At 71.0% G+C, this 20,175-nt stretch carries 16 protein-coding genes; 5 read left to right on the top strand and 11 right to left on the bottom strand.

Translation table 11 applies throughout. The features are described from left to right. Window positions 1-11: 11 nt before the first annotated feature. Genes ABN273_RS34630 through ABN273_RS34645 form a run of 4 tightly spaced genes read right to left on the bottom strand, consistent with a single transcriptional unit; the run spans window position 12 to window position 5,425 of the window. Window positions 12-2,261: a hypothetical protein gene (locus tag ABN273_RS34630; protein WP_349453309.1), complete on the bottom strand. Its 2,250-nt coding sequence runs from the start codon at window positions 2,259-2,261 to the stop codon at window positions 12-14. A gap of 36 nt (window positions 2,262-2,297) precedes the next feature. Next, complete coding sequence (locus tag ABN273_RS34635; RefSeq protein ID WP_349453310.1) at window positions 2,298-3,149, bottom strand: sugar ABC transporter permease; 852 nt, start codon at window positions 3,147-3,149, stop codon at window positions 2,298-2,300. Then, window positions 3,146-4,135 (bottom strand): carbohydrate ABC transporter permease, encoded by a 990-nt coding sequence (locus tag ABN273_RS34640; RefSeq protein WP_349453311.1) that lies wholly within the window; start codon window positions 4,133-4,135, stop codon window positions 3,146-3,148. The genes ABN273_RS34635 and ABN273_RS34640 overlap by 4 nt, the downstream gene beginning before the upstream one ends. A gap of 3 nt (window positions 4,136-4,138) precedes the next feature. Beyond that, window positions 4,139-5,425 carry an extracellular solute-binding protein gene (locus ABN273_RS34645; protein WP_349453312.1) on the bottom strand — a complete coding sequence of 429 codons (1,287 nt, stop codon included), beginning with the start codon at window positions 5,423-5,425 and terminating at the stop codon, window positions 4,139-4,141. Between the two features lie 267 nt (window positions 5,426-5,692). Here ABN273_RS34645 and pulA point away from each other — a divergent pair, with 267 nt between their 5' ends. Both pulA and ABN273_RS34655 read left to right on the top strand, forming a co-directional pair. Then, a complete protein-coding gene (pulA, locus tag ABN273_RS34650) occupies window positions 5,693-8,227 on the top strand; it encodes a pullulanase-type alpha-1,6-glucosidase (protein WP_349453313.1) in 2,535 nt (844 codons plus the stop codon). Window positions 8,228-8,389: 162 nt separating this feature from the next. Then, a complete protein-coding gene (locus tag ABN273_RS34655; protein WP_349453314.1) occupies window positions 8,390-9,046 on the top strand; it encodes a hypothetical protein in 657 nt (218 codons plus the stop codon). 39 nt (window positions 9,047-9,085) lie between these two features. On the opposite strand, the gene ABN273_RS34660 is transcribed toward ABN273_RS34655, so the two are convergent. Then, window positions 9,086-9,715: a Uma2 family endonuclease gene (locus tag ABN273_RS34660; protein ID WP_349453315.1), complete on the bottom strand. Its 630-nt coding sequence runs from the start codon at window positions 9,713-9,715 to the stop codon at window positions 9,086-9,088. Window positions 9,716-9,944: 229 nt separating this feature from the next. Here ABN273_RS34660 and ABN273_RS34665 point away from each other — a divergent pair, with 229 nt between their 5' ends. Then, window positions 9,945-10,667 (top strand): VIT1/CCC1 transporter family protein, encoded by a 723-nt coding sequence (locus ABN273_RS34665; RefSeq protein ID WP_349453316.1) that lies wholly within the window; start codon window positions 9,945-9,947, stop codon window positions 10,665-10,667. Window positions 10,668-10,773: 106 nt separating this feature from the next. Here the strand turns inward: ABN273_RS34665 and ABN273_RS34670 are convergent, their stop codons facing one another. From ABN273_RS34670 to ABN273_RS34690, 5 genes are all read right to left on the bottom strand, one after another. Continuing rightward, window positions 10,774-11,310: a cupin domain-containing protein gene (locus ABN273_RS34670; protein WP_349453317.1), complete on the bottom strand. Its 537-nt coding sequence runs from the start codon at window positions 11,308-11,310 to the stop codon at window positions 10,774-10,776. 1 nt (window position 11,311) lies between these two features. Then, window positions 11,312-11,665, bottom strand: a complete 354-nt coding sequence (locus tag ABN273_RS34675) for a GerW family sporulation protein (RefSeq protein ID WP_349453319.1) — start codon at window positions 11,663-11,665, stop codon at window positions 11,312-11,314. Between the two features lie 37 nt (window positions 11,666-11,702). Continuing rightward, window positions 11,703-13,106 carry a glucose-6-phosphate dehydrogenase gene (zwf, locus tag ABN273_RS34680; RefSeq protein WP_349453320.1) on the bottom strand — a complete coding sequence of 468 codons (1,404 nt, stop codon included), beginning with the start codon at window positions 13,104-13,106 and terminating at the stop codon, window positions 11,703-11,705. 1 nt (window position 13,107) lies between these two features. Next, entirely contained in the window at window positions 13,108-14,739 is a 1,632-nt protein-coding gene (gene pgi, locus ABN273_RS34685) for a glucose-6-phosphate isomerase (RefSeq protein ID WP_349453321.1), read from the bottom strand. Window positions 14,740-14,837: 98 nt separating this feature from the next. Next, a complete protein-coding gene (locus ABN273_RS34690; protein WP_349453322.1) occupies window positions 14,838-16,544 on the bottom strand; it encodes an IlvD/Edd family dehydratase in 1,707 nt (568 codons plus the stop codon). Between the two features lie 61 nt (window positions 16,545-16,605). Here ABN273_RS34690 and ABN273_RS34695 point away from each other — a divergent pair, with 61 nt between their 5' ends. Together ABN273_RS34695 and ABN273_RS34700 are read left to right on the top strand one after the other, a co-directional pair. Beyond that, window positions 16,606-18,909: a phosphoketolase family protein gene (locus ABN273_RS34695; RefSeq protein WP_349453323.1), complete on the top strand. Its 2,304-nt coding sequence runs from the start codon at window positions 16,606-16,608 to the stop codon at window positions 18,907-18,909. Next, window positions 18,885-19,088, top strand: a complete 204-nt coding sequence (locus ABN273_RS34700) for a hypothetical protein (RefSeq protein ID WP_349453324.1) — start codon at window positions 18,885-18,887, stop codon at window positions 19,086-19,088. The genes ABN273_RS34695 and ABN273_RS34700 overlap by 25 nt, the downstream gene beginning before the upstream one ends. On the opposite strand, the gene ABN273_RS34705 is transcribed toward ABN273_RS34700, so the two are convergent. Then, a complete protein-coding gene (locus ABN273_RS34705) occupies window positions 19,083-20,150 on the bottom strand; it encodes a PAS domain-containing sensor histidine kinase (RefSeq protein ID WP_349453325.1) in 1,068 nt (355 codons plus the stop codon). The two genes, ABN273_RS34700 and ABN273_RS34705, sit on opposite strands and share 6 nt — an antisense overlap. Between the last annotated feature and the right edge of the window lie 25 nt (window positions 20,151-20,175).

Raw genomic sequence — 20,175 nt, forward strand, 5'->3', positions numbered from 1 at the left:
ACGCCGGCGCGCTACCGGGCCGGGCGGTCAGACGTGGGCCTCTTGACGATCAACCGGGCCAGCGCCTCGTCGTACGGCGGGTCGAGCCAGTAGTCGGAGTGCCAGCGCGCCTCGGGCAGCGGCTCGCCCGGGCCGGGCTGGATCGGGTCCCAGCAGAACAGGTCCACCCCGTTCGGGTGGCCGGAGGACGCGGCCAGGGGGTCGACGCGCCCGAAGACGGGCCCGCCGATGGGGTCGCTCAGCCGGTAGAGGTTGTACCAGGGAACGGCGTCCCGGACGGCCGACAGCGCGGCGGTGCCGAAGTAGGCGGGGAAGAAGGCGGCGTACAGGCGGCGCAGCGGCGACCCGTGGGTGAGCATCCCGACCCGGGCCCGCAGCTCGGGCTTGAGCTGCAGCACCAGGGCGGCGGTGATGACGCTCCCCTGGCTGTGCCCGGACAGGACCACCTGGTCCCGCGAGTTGCCGGCGAGCCTGTCCAGGCGGGCGATCAGCTCGGGGATGACGCGCTCGGTGTAGCAGGGCGGGGAGAGCGGGTGGATCGCGCGTGGCCAGAACGTGGAGATGTCCCAGACGATACCGATCGTCCGGCGCAGCCCGGAGTCGCTGTACGTGCGGCGCCCGAGCAGCGCCAGGCCCACGATGACCGCCGTCATGGCCCAGCTCCCGAGCGTGGCCAGCAGCCCCGCGAGGCCGCCCTCCGGGGTGAACAGCCGGAACTGGTAGATCACGGTCACCGCGGCGAACCCGGCCACGCCGATGCCGGTGAGCACGCCCAGCACCAGCCCGGCCCGGTCGGTCAGCGAGGCGAGCGCCCACTTGGCGGCCACCTCGTCGTCGTAGTGCTCGCCGTAATGGCGGGTCAGCTTCGGCGTGAGCCGGCCGGCGACGGACCCGCGGATCGCGTACAGGATGACCGCCAGGGCGGCGAACCCGGCGGCCAGCAGCGGCACCAGCGCGGCCGTCCACCACACCGGGTCGTCGAGGAAGAGCTGCCGGTCGAGCGGCTCGGGAGAGGCGGAGGTGCCCGGGACGCCGAAGAACGTGGCGGTCCAGAAGAGCACACCGAGCGCCAGCACGTTCGCGCTGCCCGCGGCCACCATCAGCACGAACCACGCGGCGATCCCGCCCATCGCCCTGGACTCCCCGGACGCCCGGTCCATCCAGGCCAGCACGCACATGGTGACCAGCATGAACAGGCCGAGCCCGACCGTGAGCGCGAACTGGAACGCCCCCACCCCCACGCCGGGAAGCTGCCGCCCGGCGGCAGCCGGTGACATCCCCGCCAGCCCCGCCCCGATCGTGGCCAGGCACACCAGCGGCGCGACCACCCGCAGCGCGCTGCAGGCGAACGTGAGCCACCCGGGAATCCACTCGTCCGCGCCCGGATCGACCCGCCGGGCGATCCACGGCAGCAGCACCAGCAGTGCGGCGGCGACCTGCACACCCGCGTTGGCCACGGTCAGGACGAAGCCCACCCGGGTGCCCGAGAACGGCGCGGACACGGCCAGCCCGATCGACGCGATCGCGAAGCACACGTGCACGACCCGCAGCCGCCACACCGGCTCGCCGCCGTGCCACAACCGCGGCTGGGCCAGCAGCACGCCGTCACCGGCGCCCTCATCGGCGGGGGTGCCGGGCGGCAGGACCGTACGCTCGTCGCGCTCCCAGGTACGCCGCGCGATCCACCACAGCAGCACGACGACCGCCAGCGGCACCAGGGCGGTGACGGCCAGCCGCTTCGACGGCTCGTTCCCCCACAGCGCGCCCAGCCAGTGCACCCACACGGGCGCGGTGTCGTACGTGCAGGCCCGGCCGGCGGCGGTGCACTGCCAGCCCACGAGATCGACACTGGCCCGGGTGACGGCCCCCACGAGCGTCCCGGTCAGCAGCAGGGCGAACAGCCGCTGGGCCGCCTCGGTCACGTGCCGCAGCCACCTCCCGCGCGGCGGTCTGGGGAGCATGAAGTACGACAGGTTCGCCAGCGAGAACGGCAGCAGGAGCAGCCACAGCGCGATCGTCCTGCCGCCGGAGGTGAGGCCGCCCCACGCGTACGCCTCGCGGTGGCGGGTGCCGGGCACGTCCGCGTGCTCCCCGTGCGGCCTGCCGTCCGCCGACCAGCGCCGGTAGAACCCGGTGGTGCCGTCCCCCGCGACGATCCGGGGATGGGGATGGTTCAGCATGCCCTCGGGGGGCGTGCCGGAGACGCCGTGCACGCGTAGCTCGGTCACACCTTCGCAGGTCTCGTCGAGGAAACCGTCCATGCCGCCATGGTCCCGCCAGGCGGCGGCTACGTACAGTCACGACTTGGTGGCGCCCGCGGTGAGTCCGGTGATCAGGTGGCGCTGGACGAGCAGGAAGACGGCGCCGGCGGGGATGGCGATGAGCACGGCGGAGGCCGTCATCAACCCCCAGTCCGACCAGTGCTGCCCGATGAACTGCTGCAGCCCCACCCCCAGCGTGCGCTTGTCCTCCTGCGTCATGAACACCGTGGCGTACCCGACCTCGCCCCAGGCCGTCATGAAGCAGTAGAAGGCCGTCACCGCGATCCCCGGCCGGGCGAGCGGGAGCACCACGCGCCAGAAGGTGCCGAACGGGGTCAGCCCGTCCACCATCGCGGCCTGGTCGATCTCCACCGGCACCGTGTCGAAGTAGCTCTTCATCATCCAGGCGCAGAACGGCACCGCGATCGTCATGTACGCGATCACCAGGCCGGGGATCTGGTTGAGCAGCCCCAGCCCGGCCATCAGGTTGTAGAGGGGAACGATGAGGATGGCGACCGGGAACATCTGGGTGATCAGCAGCAGCCACATCACGGAGCGGTGCCCGGGGAAGCGGAACCGGCTGACCGCGTACCCGGTGGTCGCCGCGAGGAACACCCCGGCCAGCATGGTCAGACCGGCGGTGAGCACGCTGTTGAGCAGCCACTGCGGGAACTCGGTCGCGGTGAGCACGCGCACGTAGTTGTCGAGCGAGGAGTGGTTGAAGAACTGCAGCTCGGTCGAGAGCCAGCCGTCGCGCGGCTTGAGCGAGGTGAGCACCAGCCACACGACGGGGAAGAGCGAGATGGCCACGGCGAGCAGGAGCCCGGCGTGCAGGCCGATCGAGGCCAGCGGGCCGCGCTCGCCGCGCCCGCGGGGGGTTGAGCTCACCAGGGATCTCCTTGACCGCGCAACGTGCGGCGGTAGCCGACCGCCAGCACCACCAGCATGAGCAGGATGATCACGCCCCAGGCCGCCGAGCCCGCGTAGTCGCGGATGCCGGTGAAGGCCTCCCGGTAGGCGTAGGTGACCAGGATCTCGGTCTCGCTGCCCGGGCCGCCCCTCGTCACCAGGAAGATGATGGGGAACATGTTGAACGTCCAGATCGTGCCCAGCAGGATCACGGTGGACGACACCTGGCGCAGCCCGGGCAGCGTGATCGCCCTGAACCGCTGCCAGGGGCCGGCCCCGTCCACCTCGGCCGCCTCGTAGAGCTCGGCCGGGATCGACTGCAGGCCGCCGAGCAGGGCGACCATCATGAACGGCACCCCGATCCACACATTGACCGCGATCACCGCGATCTTGGCGGTGGTCGGGTCGTCCAGCCAGCCCACGCCGGACAGGCCCGCCGTCTTGAGTAACCCGTTGATCACGCCGTAGTCGCTGTTGTAGAGGTAACGCCAGATGAAGGCCGCGACGAAGGCGGGCACCGCCCAGGGCAGGATCAGCAGCACCCGGTAGACGGATCTCCACCGCAGCCTGCGGTTGAGCATCACGGCCAGGCCGAGCCCGATGCCGTAGTGCAGCGCCACGCAGGCCACCGTCCACACCACGGTCCAGACGAGCTTGTCCCAGAACAGGCTCGAGGTCAGGATCCGCAGGTAGTTGTCCAGGCCGACGAACTCGTAGGTGGCCGGGATGACGTTCACCCCGATGGTGCGGCCGATGTTCGCCTCGGTGGCGTCCGTCAGCGACAGGTACACCCCGCGCGCCAGCGGCCAGCCGATCAGCACCGCCATCACGACCAGCACCGGCGCGATCATCGCCCACGCGTACCAGTGGGCCGCCGGCGAGCGCCGCAACCGTCCAGGCTTGTCACCGTGACGGCCGCGGGCGCCCTCACCCGCGGCCGTCACCCGTCCGGTCGAGACCGCCACCGGTCAGCTCCAGTCCTTCATGATCCCGCGGTACTGCTCGTCGACCTTCTTGAGCATGTCCGCGGGTGCGGACTTGCCGCCGACGAGCGACTGATAGCCCTCCAGCAGCGGCTGGAACAGCTGCCCGCCCTCGGGGATCCACGGCCGTGGGACGGCGGTGTCCATGATCGGTTTGAAGACGGCCACGTCGGGGTTGCCCTGCACGTCAGGCTTGGCATAGGCGGAGGTACGGGTCGGCAGGAGGCTGATCTCCTTGGCGATCTTCGCCTGAGCGTCCACCGTGGTCATGAAGCGGACGAACTCGTAGGCGGCCGGGATGTTCTTCGACCCGGCGTAGATGGCCAGGTTCCAGCCGCCCGTGGGGGCTCCGGCCTTGGCGGAGCCGGCCGGGACCGGCGCGATGCCGAGGTTCTTCTTGTCCTTGAACTCCTTGCCCTGGTAGATCTCCGACAACGACCACGGCCCGTTGTAGATCATCGCCGCCTTGCCCTCTTTCAGGGCGGTCATCGCGTTGGCGTAGCTCTCCGTGGTCGCGGGCTTGGGCGCGGCGCCCGAGCTGATCAGGTCGGCCACGGTCTGGATCGCCTTCACGTTCTCCGGCGAGTTGATCACGATCTTCTTGTTCGCCACGTCGAGCAGGTCCCCGCCCTCGCCGTAGATGAAGGGGAGCAGGAAATAGGAGTCGACGTTGAGCGCGAGCCCTTCTGCGCCGGTCTTGGCCTTGACGTCGAGCGCGGTCTGCTTCAGCTCCGCGATCGTCTTCGGCGGCTCCTCGTGCCCGGCCTCCTTCAGCAGCCGTTTGTTGTAGATCAGCGCCAGGGTGTCGGTGACCTGCGGCACGGCGTACGTCTTGCCGTTGTACTCGGTGCTGCTCAACGGGCCGGGCAGGAAGTCGGCCTCGCCGTCCACCGCCCGCGTGCCGTCCAGCGGCTGCAGATAACCCAGCGACGCGAACTGCGACGTCCACGCCACCTCCGAGCGGATCACGTCCGGCGCGCCCGCCCCCGCCTGCGCCGCCGTCTGGAACTGGCCCTGCGCCTGGTCCGACGGCACGTTCACATATTTGACCTTGACCTGCGGGTACTTCGCCTCGAACTCTTTGATCAACGCCTGGAACGTCGGCCCCTCACTGTCAGGCCGCGTCGTGTCCCACCAGGTGATCTCGCCGCTGACCTTCGACGGGTCGGAAACGGACGCGGCGGGAGGAGCCGTCCCTCCACCGCCGCCACAAGCGGAAAGCATCAGAGTGGATGCCGCAACGACCGCTGCGGCGGGTAAGAGTCGTCGCATGTCCTTCTCCTCTTGGTGTCGAGAGGTGGGGAACACGCCGGACGTTACGCCGACATGACGCTCGGAGAAAGATGGGTTCGTAAGGATTCTGCAAGTTGTTACATTGGCCCGCGACGCCGTCCTGTCGGCCGCCGTACGCCGTGTCCGCCGACGTTTTCGCAGGCCGTCCCCTATTGTGGACCCTTGCTCACCGGGCGGTCGGCGACTGTTTCGTCAGGGATTGATTCGGACGGTTTCAGAAATTTCCAGAAAGGATTGCAAGGCGTCGTGATCGGTGAGGGCGAGGCGAGGGCGCACTGGATCGACCGGGACACGGTGGCGTGGCAGGTCGACCCGTCGTGCCGGCACTGCCTGGCCTTCGGCGCCGGGGTCATCCGCCTGACGTCCGGGACGCTGAGCGACGAGCAGCGGGGCAGGTGGCCGCACCTGGCGTCGTACACCGCGCTGAAGGTGGACCCGCGCGACGCCGGGCTGGTGCGGGCGGCGCTGCGCGAGCGGGTCGTGGCCGAGGAGCGGGACGCCTCGGGCGCGGTGGTGGCGGCCACGGGCGTGCAGATCCCCGGCGTGCTCGACGACCTCTACGCCGCGGCTGCCCGCGCCAGGCTCGGTCCGGCGGGCCGGGTGTTCCCCAAGTTGTCGCTCTGGGCGCCGACCGCGCGTAAGGTCGAGCTGGCCCTGTACGGCTCCCGCGGCGGGTGGTGGCCGCGCCGGGGCGCCGGCGCGCGCACGCTCCATCCCATGCGGCGCGACGACGAGACCGGCGTCTGGTCGGTACGCGGGCTGCCGACATGGTGGGGCCGCGAGTACACCTTCCTCGTCACACTGCATTCGGGGACGAACGAGGTCACCGACCCGTACGGCCTGGCCGTGACGCCCGACGGCGGGCGCAGCAGGCTCGTCGACCTGGACAGCCCCGCGCTCAAGCCGCCGGGCTGGGACCGCCTCGCCAAGCCCCCGGCCGTCCCCCAGCACCGGGCGTCGATCTACGAGCTGCACGTGCGCGACTTCTCCGCCTCCGACACGAGCGTGCCGGCCGGGCTGCGCGGCACGTACGCGGCCTTCGGCGCGGACTCCGCGGGGATGCGGGAGCTGCGGGCGCTGGCCGAGGACGGGCTGACGCACGTGCACCTGCTGCCGGTCTTCGACTTCGCCACGGTCCCCGAGCGCAGGTCCGGCAGGATCGAGCCGGACTGCGACTTCGCCGCGCTGCCGCCCGACTCCGAGCGGCAGCAGGAGTGCGTGGCGCGCACGGCCGCGACCGACTCCTTCAACTGGGGGTACGACCCGCTGCACTACACGGTGCCCGAGGGCTCGTACGCGACGGATCCCGACGAGAGGGTCAGGGAGTTCCGCGGCATGGTCGCCGCGCTCAACCGGGCCGGGCTGCGCGTGGTGATGGACGTGGTCTACAACCACACGCACTCCACCGAGGTGCTCGACCCGATCGTGCCCGGCTACTACCACCGGCTGCTGGAGGACGGGCGGGTGGCCGACTCGACCTGCTGCGCCAACACCGCGCCCGAGCACACGATGATGGGCAAGCTGGTCGTCGACTCGCTCGTCACCTGGGCGAGACAGTACAAGATCGACGGTTTCCGCTTCGACCTCATGGGCCACCACCCGAAGGCCGGCCTCCTCGCCGTCCGCCGCGCCCTCGACGAGCTGACCCCCGGCAGGGACGGCGTGGACGGCAAGTCGATCATCCTGTACGGCGAGGGCTGGAACTTCGGCGAGGTGGCCGGCGACGCCAGGTTCGAGCAGGCCACGCAGGCGAACCTGGCGGGGACCGGCATCGGCACGTTCACCGACAGGCTGCGCGACGCGGTGCGCGGCGGCAGCCCGTTCGACCCCGACCCCCGCGTGCAGGGGTTCGGCTCGGGGCTGGCGGGCGCGCCCAACGGGTCCCCCGCAAACGGCACGGCCGAGCAGCAGCGGGCCCGGCTCGCGTATTACGCCGACCTCGTCAGGATCGGGCTGACCGGCAGCCTGCGCGACTACGTGCTGCCGTCCGGGAAGAAGGGCTCGGAGATCTCCTACAACGGCTCTCCCGCCGGCTACACGGCCGCGCCGGGCGAGGCGGTGGCGTACGTGGACGCGCACGACAACGAGACGCTCTTCGACGCGCTGGCGTACAAGCTGCCGCAGCGGACGCCGATGGCCGACCGGGTGCGCATGCAGGTGCTGTCGCTGGCCACGGTGCTGCTGGCGCAGGGGACGGCGTTCGTGCACGCGGGCAGCGAGCGGCTGCGCTCGAAGTCCCTCGACCGCAACTCCTACGACTCCGGCGACTGGTTCAACCGGCTGCTGTGGGACTGCGCTTCCGGGAACGGGTTCGGCGCCGGCCTGCCGCCGAAGGCCGAGAACGAGGACCGGTGGCCGTACGCCAGGCCGCTGCTGGCGGACCCGGCTTTGAAGCCCGGCTGCGCGGAGATCGGCGACTGCCGGGCCCGGTTCGGGGAGCTGCTGCGGATCAGGGCGTCGTCGCCGGCGTTCGCGCTGGGGTCGGCGGACGAGGTGCGCCGGCGGCTGTCGTTCCCCGCGTCCGCCGAGGGGGTGATCACGATGCACGTGGACACGGCCGGGCTGGATCCGCGGTGGTCGTCGGTCACCGTGGTCTTCAACGCCACCCCGTCCACATGTGACCAGGTCGTGGAGCCGCTGGCCGGGCAGCCGGTGTCGCTCCACCCCGTGCAGGCGGCCTCCGGCGATCCCGTCGTACGAGAGTCGGCCTCCGACCCGGCCACCGGCACGCTGACGGTGCCGGGCCGCACGGTGGCGGTGTTCGTGGGTCTGCCGCGATAGGCGTCTGTGGGTGTGACGGGCGCCCTTGGCAAATCGTGCACCGGATATGGGTGCGACATCCCGACTTGAGGGAACAGTAACCAGGAATGCACATCACTGGCGTTGGCGGTCGCCGCAGCGCAGACTGGACAGACGGTGATCGCGTGGAGCAGTGGAGCACCCGTGGACAATCAGCTTGATCACATGCCGGTCCTGTCCCGCGGCAGACATCGCAACCCGAAACGCGGTGCCTGTTTCATGGAGCTGGCCTCCTACCTCGCGGGGGAGCGGTGGAGCGACCATCCGGCCTGCACCCACCCGTTGCTGGCCGCCCTCGCCCGCCTGGTCAACGACAACACCGGCGACGAAAGCCGCGCCAAGCTCGTCCGGCTCGTGCCGTCCATCATCGGCCTGGCCAGCGACGACCTGAGGGTGGACGCGCAGATCGCGCTGCGCTGCGCCACGACGGCCCTGCCGGTGGCGGCGGCCGAGCGCCAGCTCGCGCTGGCGGTGTCGGTGCTGGCGGCGGAGGAGATGCTGGCCCGGCTCGACGGTGCCCCGTCAGGGAGGCTCAGTGAGCTGAGCCGCCGGGCGATGGAGGAGGTGCCGCACGCGGCCGAGCAGGCCCGCCGCTTCAGCCGCGCGGCCCGGATCACGGAGAAGGGCTTCCGCCGGTACGCGGCGCCGAACGCGGTGCAGCTCTCGGTGGTCGGCATCGTCCAGGCCTGCATCCCCGACCCGGACGCGCTGCTGCGCCGGCTCCTGGAGGAGGCGATCGACGACTGCGCCGCCCTCATCCGCACCCCGGAACCCGCCGCCTCGGCCCCGGTCCACGCCTGACCGTTTCTGCGCGGCGCCCGATGCTGCGGGCGCCGCCGCCTATGCTTCGAACAGCTCGGCGGGGTCGAAGGACACGGGGAAGGGCTTGGTCAACGTCAGCGTCTCTCCTGCTTTGGCGTGGCCGACCGTCTCGTAGCCGTCCGGGCCCAGCTCGAGCACCTCGACATGCGGAATGTCAGCCCCTTCGATCTCGACCCTGATGAACACCTCGATGCCGGCTTTGGCGTATTTGGGCGGTTTAATCTCGTAGTCCCGCCGGCGATTGCCCGGCCCCGGGCTGACAACCTCGGCCACCGCCGCGACATCCGCGGCCTGGAAGACAACCGTCCGGTCCATGACCAGGTCGCGAGGTAGCACCGCAACGTCGGGGATGAGGCCGTCCTCCCCCACGCTCAGGTTGACCGTCTCAACCACTACGAGATCCGACTTCGCCGCCTTTGCCGCTGCAGCGAGGACCGCGCGCAAGCCGCCAGCGCACAATGCATGCAGCCCCATAGGCATAGGACTCACCACGAAACTCCCGTCGATCAACTCTATGCGCTCCCCAGACTCGGGGAGCTTGAGCCAGTCGTCGACGGTGTAACCGGTGACCTGACCGACGGGGAACAGGGCGAACCGCCTAGGCGGTGGATGTGCAACCAGCCAACCCTCCGCCGGCAGAGCACTCATGTCTTCGCCACCTTCCATAAGTCGAGTCTCGCATGCCGCAGCCACTCACGGCTATACGCGTTCACGCGATCACACCGAGTGACGCGACGACATTACCCTCGGTTGACCCGCCGGGCGTTCATTTCACGGAAACCCGCTTCTTCGCAGGTCAGGAAAGCCTCGCCTTCGTTGCGGATCTTGGTGATGTGCGCCTACATTTCCGATGAAATATCGGAAGTGGAGGCATTTCATGACGATTGAGCTGACTCGACCATATTCGCCGGAAAAGCATCACAGTCACCGTGATGTCACCGGTGGATGGTTGCGGCCCGCGGTGTTCGGGGCGATGGACGGGCTGGTGTCCAATCTCGCGTTGATCGCCGGAGTCGTGGGCGCCGCCGGGGCCGGGCGGGGGGCGGTGCTGGCCGGGTTCGCGGGGCTGATCGCCGGGGCCTGCTCGATGGCGGCCGGTGAGTACACCTCCGTCAAGTCGCAGACCGAGTTGATGCGGGCCGAGATCGCCGTCGAGCGGCGGGAGCTGGCCCGCAACCCCGAGGGCGAGCAGGCGGAGCTGGCGGCGCTGTACCGGGCGCGGGGGCTCGACGACGACCTCGCACGGCGGGTGGCCGCGGGGCTGTCGGTCGATCCCGAGCAGGCGTTGCGGGTGCACGTGCGCGAGGAGCTGGGCGTGGATCCCGACGACCTGCCCTCGCCTTACGTGGCCGCCGCGTCGTCGTTCTGCGCGTTCGCGACCGGGGCGCTGGTGCCGCTGGTGCCGTTCCTGTTCGGGGCGTCCGGGCTGGTGCTGGCCGCGGTGGTGAGCGTGCTGGCGCTGTTCGGGTTCGGGGCGGCGGTGGCGCGGATGACCGCCCGGCCGTGGTGGCTGGGCGGGTTGCGGCAGCTCGCGCTGGGCGCGGGAGCCGCCGCCGTGACGTTCGGGCTCGGGCATTTGCTGGGCGTCACCGTCTCATGACGCGCCAGAGGTCCATGGACGGGCGGAACGGCTCATGACGCGCCGCGGGTTCACGGGCGGGTGGCGGCGGCGAGCTTGACGCCGAGGGCGATGAGGGCGGCGCCGGTCAGGCCGTCCACCTTACGAGCACCCGGCCCTCCGGGATCAAGGTGGACCGCTCCCACGTCCAGGTCGGCACAGTGATCATCTCGGCCGGACGGTCAAGGTGGACGGGCGTGTCGAGGAGCGCGGAGTGCGGGGTGAGCGGCAGGCCGCCCGCCGGGATGACGACGCTCTCGAGCGGCGTGCGCAGGGTCGGGCCGTCCGGCTCGTCGAGCTCGCTGCGTACCCAGGTGTCCTCCCCGTCGAAGGACGTGAACGCCAGCGCCCCGCCGGGGGCGGCGCTGGAGTGGCGCAGCGCCCCGGCGGGCAGCCATCCGTGATGCCCGGCCCGGAAGGTGATGCCGGAGACGCACAGCTCGCCCTCCAGCAGCACGAACTCCTCCCCCGCCAGGTAGTGCCCGTGTTCGGCGCGGGCCCAGCCCGGCGGGAAGCGCACAATCGAGGCCGAACCGTCCAGTGGGGCCTGCCGCACCGGAAGGTTGGCGCCGGGAATCAGGAAGTCGCGGGCGGGCAGCTCCGCGTCGAGCAGGTCGACCAGCACGTCAGCGCCTGCGCCGCCACTTCTTGAAGATGGAGCGCACGGTCAGCGCCAGCACGACGAGCACGATCTGGCCGCCGATCACGATGCGGTTGACGTCGACGGCGGGCCGCCACTGGACGTCGCCGTCCTTGACCACGAACACGCCCGCGGGCGTGGCGCTGAGGCCGAAGCCGCCGCCGCTGCCGGCGTTCTCCTCGCCCTTCTCGCCCTTGCCATGTCCCTGCCCGCCGCCGCCTCCGTGGGCGACCCGGGCGACCGGGATGACGATGAGGTCGCCCTGCTGGATCGGCTCGCCGAAGACGCGCCCGACGGTCGCGGTGTCCTTCGCCTGCTCGACCACCTTCATGATGTCCATTCCCCCATCGTTACCCCGGATCGCCCGCCTGGCCACCTCAGTCGAACGTGGTGGAGATCTCGTGCCAGCCGCCCGGCGCGATCTTCTCGGCCGGCTCGGGCCCCCAGGAGCCCTTCTCGTACGGCAGCGGCGGCTCCGGCAGGTCGAGCACCCGCTGGACGATCCGCCACGACTCATCCACCAGGTCGAACCTGGCGAAACGCCGCGGGTCGCCGCTGATGGCGTCGGTCAGGATGCGCTCGTAGGCGGCCTCCATCGGCCCGAGCACCTTGGTGAAGTCGACGCTGACCGGCACCGGCCTGGTGTGCTGCTTGCCCGGCTCCTTGGCCAGCAGGTCGAAGGTGACCCCGGCGTCCGGCTGGAGCCGGAACCTGATGAGGTTGGGGCTGGCGGGCGCGTCGCCACCGCGGAACATCGTCACCGGCGGCCTGCGCAGCTCGGCGACGATCTCCAGATCGGTGGTCGGCAGCGCCTTGCCCGAGCGGATGCACCACGGCACGCCGGCCCAGCGCCAGTTGTCGACGTAGGCGCGCAGGGCGACGAACGTCTCGGTGGTGGAGCCGGGGCGCACGCCGTCGGTGTCGAGGTAGCCCGTGTACTGGCCGCGTACGACGTCGGACGGGTCGATGGCCTGGACGGCGCGCAGCACCCGCCACTTCTCGTCGAGCTGGGCCCGGGCGTCGGTGGACGGCGGCGGGTCCATGGCGAGAATGGCCAGCAGCTGGAGCAGGTGATTTTGCACCACGTCGCGGACGGTGCCGTTGGCGTCGTAGAAGGCGCCGCGGTCGCGCACGTCGAAGTCCTCGGCCATGGTGATCTGGACGCTGCGAACGTGGCTGCGGTTCCAGATGGGCTCGAGCAGGGTGTTGGCGAACCTGAAGACCATGAGGTCCTCGACCGGCTCCTTGCCCAGGAAGTGGTCGACGCGCCGCAGGTGGTCCTCGTCGAAGTGCTTCAGCAGCTCGTCGTTGAGCGCGCGGGCGGAGTCGAGGTCGTGGCCGAACGGCTTCTCCACGACGAGCCTGGCGTTCTGGTTGAGCCCCACCCCGGCCAGCCCCTCGGCGACCGCGGCGAACAGCGCCGGCGGGACCGCGAGGTAGTGGACGAGGAAGCCCTTGCCCGCCACCTCCTCGCGCAGCCTGGCGAACGTCTCGGGGTCGCGGTAGTCGCCCGCGACCAGCCGCAGGTTGCCGGCCAGCTTGTCGAAGGCCGCGTCGTGCACGCCGCCGACGGCCTCGCGGGCGTGCTCGCGCAGCCCGTCGAGGTCCATGTCGGTCTTGGCCACGCCGATGACGGGCAGGTCGAGGCGGCTGTCGGCGGTGAGGCGGTAGAGGGCGGGCAGGATCATCTTGCGCGCGAGGTCGCCGGTGACGCCGAACAGCACCAGCGCCCCCGCCCGCTCCGTGCCGTGCGCGTGCCCGGCCCTGGACGCGTGGCCCATGTCAGACGCGCCTTCCGCGCAGCTCGCGGTATTTCCGCACGAGCTGCTCGGTGGAGGCGTCGGGGAACGTGGTGGGCGGCTCGTCGGAGGTGAGCGCGGGCGCCAGGTCGAGCGCCATCTTCTTGCCCAGCTCGACGCCCCACTGGTCGAAGGAGTCGACCCCCCAGATGACGCCCTCCACGAACACGATGTGCTCGTAGAGCGCGACGAGCTGGCCGAGCGTCGAAGGGGTCAGCTTGGGGGCGAGGATCGTGGAGGTGGGCCGGTTTCCCGGCATCACCTTGTGCGGCACGATGTCCGGCGGGGTGCCCTCCCCGGCGATCTCCTCGGCCGTCTTGCCGAACGCCAGCGCCGACGTCTGGGCGAGGAGGTTGGCGGTGAGCTGGTCGTGCATGCCCTCGCGATCGTCGAACGGCTCGGCGAAGCCGATGAAGTCGGCCGGCACGAGGCGGGTGCCCTGGTGGAGGAGCTGGTAGAAGGCGTGCTGCCCGTTGGTGCCCGGCTCGCCCCAGAAGATCTCGCCGGTGTCGACCGCCACGGGGGTGCCGTCGGCGCGCACGGACTTGCCGTTGGACTCCATGGTGAGCTGCTGCAGGTAGGCCGGGAAGCGGTGCAGCCGCTGGCTGTAGGGCAGCACGGCGCGGGTCTCGGCGCCGAAGAAGTCGGCGTACCAGATGCCGAGCAGGGCCATCAGCACCGGCATGTTGGCCTCGAACGGGGCGGTGCGGAAGTGCTCGTCGACGGTGTGGAAGCCGGCCAGCATCTCGCGGAACCGGTCGGGCCCGATCGCGATCATCAGGGACAGGCCGATGGCGCCGTCGTAGGAGTAGCGGCCGCCGACCCAGTCCCAGAAGCCGAACATGTTGTCGGTGTCGATGCCGAACTCGGCGACCTTCGCGGCGTTGGTGGAGACGGCCACGAAGTGCTTGGAGACCGCGTCCTCGCCCAGGGCCTCGACCAGCCAGCGGCGGGCGACCCTGGCGTTGGTGAGCGTCTCGAGCGTGGTGAACGTCTTGGAGCTGACCACGAACAGCGTGGTCGCCGGGTCGAGGCCGGCGAGGTTGCCGGTGATGTCGGCCGGGTCGATGTTGGAGACGAACCTGGCCGTCACGCCCGCGTCGGCGTAGTCGCGCAGCGCCTCGTAGGCCATGGCGGGGCCCAGGTCGGAGCCGCCGATGCCGATGTTGACCACGGTCTCGATCGGCTTGCCCGTGGCGCCCTGCCACTCCTTGGACCTGACCCGGCCGACGAAGGCGCTCATCTTGTCGAGCACGGCGTGCACGTCGGCGATCACGTCCTGCCCGTCCACGACCAGCTCGGCGTCACGGGGCAGGCGCAGCGCGACGTGGAGGACGGCGCGGTCCTCGCTGACGTTGATGTGCTCGCCGCCGAACATGGCCGAGATCCGCTCGCGCAGCCCCGCCCGCTCGGCGAGGGCCACGAGCAGCTCGATCGTCTCGTCGGTGGCGCGGTGCTTGGCGTAGTCGAGGTGGAGGTCGCCGGCGGTCGCGGTCATGCGCCCGGCCCGGCCCGGGTCCCCGGCGAACAGCTCGCGCAGATGCTTGCCCGCCAGCTCCTCATGGTGCTTGCCGAGAGCCGCCCACTCCTGGCTCTGGGTGATGTCGCCGTTCACGCTTCCTCCTCGTGTCGCCAAACCGGATCACCATCGTGCCGTAACCCATTACCCACCGAGATTGATTCCGCGCATGGCGCAGCGGACTCTTTAGGACCTCAGTGGGATTCGCGGCCCACGTGGTCGCCGCTGGAGCCGACGAGGAAGTCCAGGTCCGCGCCGCGGTCGGCCTGGGTGACGTGCTCGACGTAGAGGCGCTCCCAGCCGCGTGCGGGCTTGGCGTGCCCGTTCACCGCCGGCTCCCTGGCGGCCAGCTCGGCGTCGGGGATGTCCACGTCGAGCCTTCTCGCGGCCACGTCGAGCACGATGGGGTCGCCGGTGCGCACCTTCGCCAGCGGGCCGCCGGCCGCCGCCTCTGGCGCGGTGTGCAGGACGACCGTGCCGTACGCGGTGCCGCTCATGCGGGCGTCGCTGATGCGCACCATGTCGCGCACGCCCTTCTCCAGCAGCTTGGCGGGCAGCGGCAGGTTGCCGACCTCGGGCATGCCGGGGTAGCCCTTCGGGCCGCAGCCGCGCAGCACGAGCACCGAGGTCTCGTCGATGTCCAGGTCGGGCGAGTCCAGCCGGGCGTACACGTCCTCGATGCTGTCGAAGACGACGGCCCGGCCGCGGTGCCGCCGCAGCTCGGGCGTGGCGGCGGCGGGCTTGATCACCGCTCCGCCGGGGGCGAGGTTGCCGCGCAGGACGGCGATGCCGGCGTCGGGCAGCAGCGGGTCGGCGCGGCGGCGGATGACGCTCTCGTCCCAGATCTCCGCGCCCGCGAGGTGCTCGACGAGCGGCCGCCCGGTGACGGTGATCGCCTCCGGGTCGAGCAGGTCCTCGACCTGCTTCAGCACGGCCGCGAGGCCGCCCGCCCTGAACAGGTCGTCCATCAGGTGCCGCCCGGCCGGCTGGAGGTCCACGAGCAGCGGCACCCCCGAGCCCGTGCGGTCGAAGTCGTCCAGGGCGAGGTCCACGCCGAGGCGGCCGGCGACGGCGAGCAGGTGGACGACGGCGTTGGTGGAGCCGCCCACGGCGGCCAGGGTCACGATGGCGTTGAGGAACGAGCCCCTGGTCATCACCTGGCTCGGCCTGCGGCCCTGGGTGACCAGGTCCACGGCGAGGCGGCCGGTCTCGTGGGAGCGCTCGAGCAGGCGGCTGTCAGGGGCGGGGGTGCCCGCGGTGCCGGGCAGCGTCATGCCGAGCGCCTCGGCCATGCAGGCCATGGTGGAGGCGGTGCCCATCGTGTTGCAGTGGCCGCGGCTGCGGATCATGGACGACTCGGACTCCAGGAACGCCTCGCGGGAGAGCGTGCCCGCGCGGACCTCCTCGCTCAGGCGCCACACGTCGGTGCCGCAGCCGAGCGGCGCGCCGCGGAAGTGGCCGGTCAGCATGGGGCCGCCGGGCATCACGACGGCGGGCAGGTCCACGGAGGCGGCGGCCATGAGCAGCGACGGGATGGTCTTGTCGCAGCCGCCGAGCAGCACGACGCCGTCGATGGGGTTGGCGCGCAGCATCTCCTCGGTGGCCATGGCGGCCAGGTTGCGCCAGAGCATGGCGGTCGGGCGCACGTTCGTCTCGCCGAGGGAGACGACGGGCAGGTCGAGCGGGACGCCGCCGGCCTCCCAGACGCCGTTCGCGACGCTCTCGGCGACCTCGTTCAGGTGGGAGTTGCACGGGGTGAGGTCGGAGGCGGTGTTGGCGATGGCGATGTGCGGCTTGCCGCCCTCGAACGCCTCACGGGGGAGGCCGCGCCGCATCCACGCCCGATGGATGTAGGAGTTCCGGTCGTTCCCCGAATACCAGCGCGAACTCCTCAAAGCCATGAACGGCACCTTATCGGGCGTTTTGGGGATTCAGCACGCCCTGTGGAGGAAGCAGCAGGGCATGGACCATATCGACGCGTACTGGCGGGCGGCGAACTACCTGTCCGTCGGGCAGATCTACCTGCTGGACAATCCCCTGCTCAGCGAGCCGCTGCGGCCCGAGCACGTCAAGCCCCGCCTGCTCGGCCACTGGGGCACGACGCCCGGGCTGAACTTCTGCTTCGCCCACCTCAACCGGGTGATCAAGGAGCGGGACCAGGACATGATCTACATCGCCGGTCCCGGGCACGGCGGGCCCGCCGCGGTGGCGCACTCGTGGCTGGAGGGCTCGTACCCGGAGCGCTATCCGGACCTCTCGCAGGACGTGGAGGGCATGCGGCGGCTGTTCCGCCAGTTCTCCTTCCCCGGCGGGGTCCCGAGCCACGTCGCCCCCGAGACGCCCGGCTCGATCCACGAGGGCGGGGAGCTGGGCTATTCGCTCGCGCACGCGTACGGGGCCGCGTTCGACAACCCGGACCTGGTCGTGGCGTGCATCGTCGGCGACGGCGAGGCCGAGACGGGCCCGCTCGCGGCGAGCTGGCACTCCAACAAGTTCCTGGAGCGCGAGCGCGACGGCATCGTGCTGCCCATCCTGCACCTGAACGGCTACAAGATCGCCAACCCGGCCGTGCTCGCCCGCATCCCCGAGGCCGAGCTGCTCAAGCTCATGGAGGGGTACGGCTACCGCCCCCACGTCGTGGGCCCCGACCACGGGGAGATGGCCCGCGCGCTGGACACCGTGTTCGACCAGATCGCCGCCTACAAGCGGGGCGAGGCCGACCGGCTGCCGATGATCGTCCTTCGCACGCCGAAGGGGTGGACGGGGCCGCGCGAGGTGGACGGCAAGCAGATCGAGGGCACGTGGCGGGCGCACCAGGTGCCGCTGGCCAAGGTCCGCGAGAACGCAGCCCACCTGGCCATGCTCGAGGAGTGGATGCGCTCGTACCGGCCGGAGGAGCTGTTCGACTCCGGCGGCAGGCCCGTGCAGGAGATCCTGGACACCGTACCGCGCGGCACGCGCAGGATGAGCGCGAACCCGCACGCCAACGGCGGCGAGCTGCTCGTGCCGCTGCGGCTGCCCGACTTCCGCAGGCTGGCGGTGGAGGTCAAGTCGCCCGCCACGCAGTCGAGCGAGCCGACGCGGGTGCTGGGCGGGTTCCTGCGCGACGTGATCGCCGCGAACCCCCGGACGTTCCGGCTGATGGGCCCGGACGAGACCGAGTCGAACCGGCTGTCGGAGGTGTTCGAGGCCACGGACCGGGCGTGGGACGCCGAGATCCTGCCGACGGACGAGAACCTGGCCCCCGGCGGGCGGGTGATGGAGGTGCTGAGCGAGCACCTGTGCCAGGGCTGGCTGGAGGGCTACCTGCTGACCGGCAGGCACGGGCTGTTCAACTGCTACGAGGCGTTCATCCACATCGTGGATGCCATGTTCAACCAGCACGCCAAGTGGCTGGAGTCGGCGCGGAAGATCCCGTGGCGGCGGCCGGTGGCGTCGCTGACGTACCTGCTGTCGTCGCACGTGTGGCGGCAGGACCACAACGGGTTCAGCCACCAGGACCCGGGCTTCCTCGACGTGGTGGTGAACAAGAAGGCCTCGGTGGTGCGCGTCTACCTGCCGCCGGACGCGAACACGCTGCTGTCGGTCGCCGACCACTGCCTGCGCTCGCGCGACTACGTCAACGTGATCGTGGCAGGCAAGCAGCCGGTGCTGGACCTGTTCACGATGGAGGAGGCCGTCGCGCACAACACGCGCGGCCTGGGCATCCTGCCGTGGGCCTCCACCGACGACGGCGCCGAGCCGGACGTGGTGCTGGCCTGCGCGGGCGACGTGCCCACGCTGGAGACGCTGGCCGCCGCCGCACTGCTGCGCGAGCACGTGCCCGCGCTGAAGGTACGGGTGATCAACGTCGTGGACCTCATGCGGCTCCAGCCGCCGTCGGAGCACCCGCACGGCATACCGGACGCCGAGTTCGACACCCTCTTCACCAGGGACAAGCCGGTCATCTTCGACTTCCACGGCTATCCATCGCTGATCCACCAGCTCACCTACCGCCGCCACAACCACGGCAACATCCACGTGCGCGGCTACAAGGAGGAGGGCACCACGACGACGCCGTTCGACATGGCCATGCTCAACGACATCGACCGCTACCACCTCGTCATGGACGTCATCGACCGCGTGCCGGGGCTCGGCGCCACCCAGGCTCACCTGCGCCAGCGCATGAGCGACGCGCGGCTGCTGGCGCGCGCCCACACGCGTGACCACGGCGAGGACACCCCGGAGATCAGGTCGTGGACGTGGCCGGACGCATCCTCGTGCTGAACACGGGCTCGTCGTCCATCAAGTACGAGCTCGTGGACATGCGCACCCGTGAGCGCCCGGCCAGGGGGTTGGTCGAGCGGGCCGTGTCGCCGCCGGGCGCGGAGGTGGCCGTGCTCGTCATCCCCACGGACGAGGAGTGGGAGATCGCCAGCCAGGCGCTCGCCCTGCTCGGGTCATGACGGGCCGGCCGGATCCTGGCGGCCGGCCGAGTCGCGACGGCCTGCCGGGTCCTGGCGGCCGGCCGGGTCGTGGGTCCTGGGGACGGCGGGCACCCAGAAATCCACGGTCGTGCCCTCGCCTGGCGCGCCGCGGATGTCCCACCAGCCGCCCGCCGTCTCGGCCCGCTCGCGCATCTCGATCAGGCCGAAGTGCCCGTCCCGGTGCTCCCGGTGCGTGACGCCGATCCCGTCGTCGCGCACCCGTACGTGGACGCCGCCGTCGAGCGAGGCCAGCCGCACGCTGACGGTGTTCGCCCCGGCGTGCTTGCGCACGTTCGTCAGGGCCTCCTGGCAGATGCGGAACACGGTGATCGCGGCCTCCGCGGGCGGCTCGCCGTCCAGGTCGCACGCCAGCTCGTACGCCACGCCCGACATCTCCCGCTCCAGGTACGCGGCCAGCCCCTCCACCAGCCCGTCGCCCGGCGGTCGTAACCGGAAGACCAGGTCGCGCAGGCGCCCCACGGCGGCCTCGACGGCGTCGTCCAGCGAGCCGACGGCGGTGGCGTACTCCTCGGGCAGCCGCTCCCCCAGGGCGCGCAGCCGCATCCCGACCGCGACCATGGACTGGATGGTGTCGTCGTGCACGTCGGAGGCGATCCGGCGGCGCTCCCGCTCCTGGGCCTGGACGAGGTGGGCGAGCAGCAGGCCGCGCTCGTCCAGCGCCCTGGCCATGCTGCGCCGCTCGGTCAGGTCGCGCGTCACCTTGCCGTACCCGCGCAGCTCGCCGTGCTCGTCGAACAGAGGGGTGATGACCACGCTCGCCCAGAACCTGGTGCCGTCCTTGCGCACCCGCCACCCCTCCTCCTCCCAGCGGCCGTCGGCGGCGGCCGTCTCCAACTCCATGGGAGGCTTGCCGGCCGCCACGTCCTCGGGCGGATAGAAGACGGAGAAGTGGGTGCCGATGATCTCCTCGGCGGTGTAGCCCTTGATGCGCTGAGCTCCGGCGTTCCAGCTCACGATCCTGCCGTGGGGGTCGAGCATGAAGATGGCGTAATCGCGGATGCTCTGGACGAGCAACCTCATGTCCTTTTCCGGGAGGTCATCCACG

The organism is Nonomuraea sp. B19D2 (assembly GCF_040137845.1).
GTDB lineage: Bacteria > Actinomycetota > Actinomycetes > Streptosporangiales > Streptosporangiaceae > Nonomuraea.

Excerpts from the sequence above, each read along its gene's own strand:
- ABN273_RS34630 (WP_349453309.1), bottom strand. The coding sequence starts at position 2,261 with ATGGACGGTTTCCTCGACGAGACCTGCGAAGGTGTGACCGAGCTACGC.
- ABN273_RS34645 (WP_349453312.1), bottom strand. The coding sequence starts at position 5,425 with ATGCGACGACTCTTACCCGCCGCAGCGGTCGTTGCGGCATCCACTCTG.
- ABN273_RS34660 (WP_349453315.1), bottom strand. The coding sequence starts at position 9,715 with ATGAGTGCTCTGCCGGCGGAGGGTTGGCTGGTTGCACATCCACCGCCT.
- ABN273_RS34665 (WP_349453316.1), top strand. The coding sequence starts at position 9,945 with ATGACGATTGAGCTGACTCGACCATATTCGCCGGAAAAGCATCACAGT.
- ABN273_RS34675 (WP_349453319.1), bottom strand. The coding sequence starts at position 11,665 with ATGGACATCATGAAGGTGGTCGAGCAGGCGAAGGACACCGCGACCGTC.
- zwf (WP_349453320.1), bottom strand. The coding sequence starts at position 13,106 with ATGGGCCACGCGTCCAGGGCCGGGCACGCGCACGGCACGGAGCGGGCG.
- ABN273_RS34690 (WP_349453322.1), bottom strand. The coding sequence starts at position 16,544 with ATGGCTTTGAGGAGTTCGCGCTGGTATTCGGGGAACGACCGGAACTCC.
- ABN273_RS34695 (WP_349453323.1), top strand. The coding sequence starts at position 16,606 with ATGGACCATATCGACGCGTACTGGCGGGCGGCGAACTACCTGTCCGTC.
- ABN273_RS34705 (WP_349453325.1), bottom strand. The coding sequence starts at position 20,150 with ATGAGGTTGCTCGTCCAGAGCATCCGCGATTACGCCATCTTCATGCTC.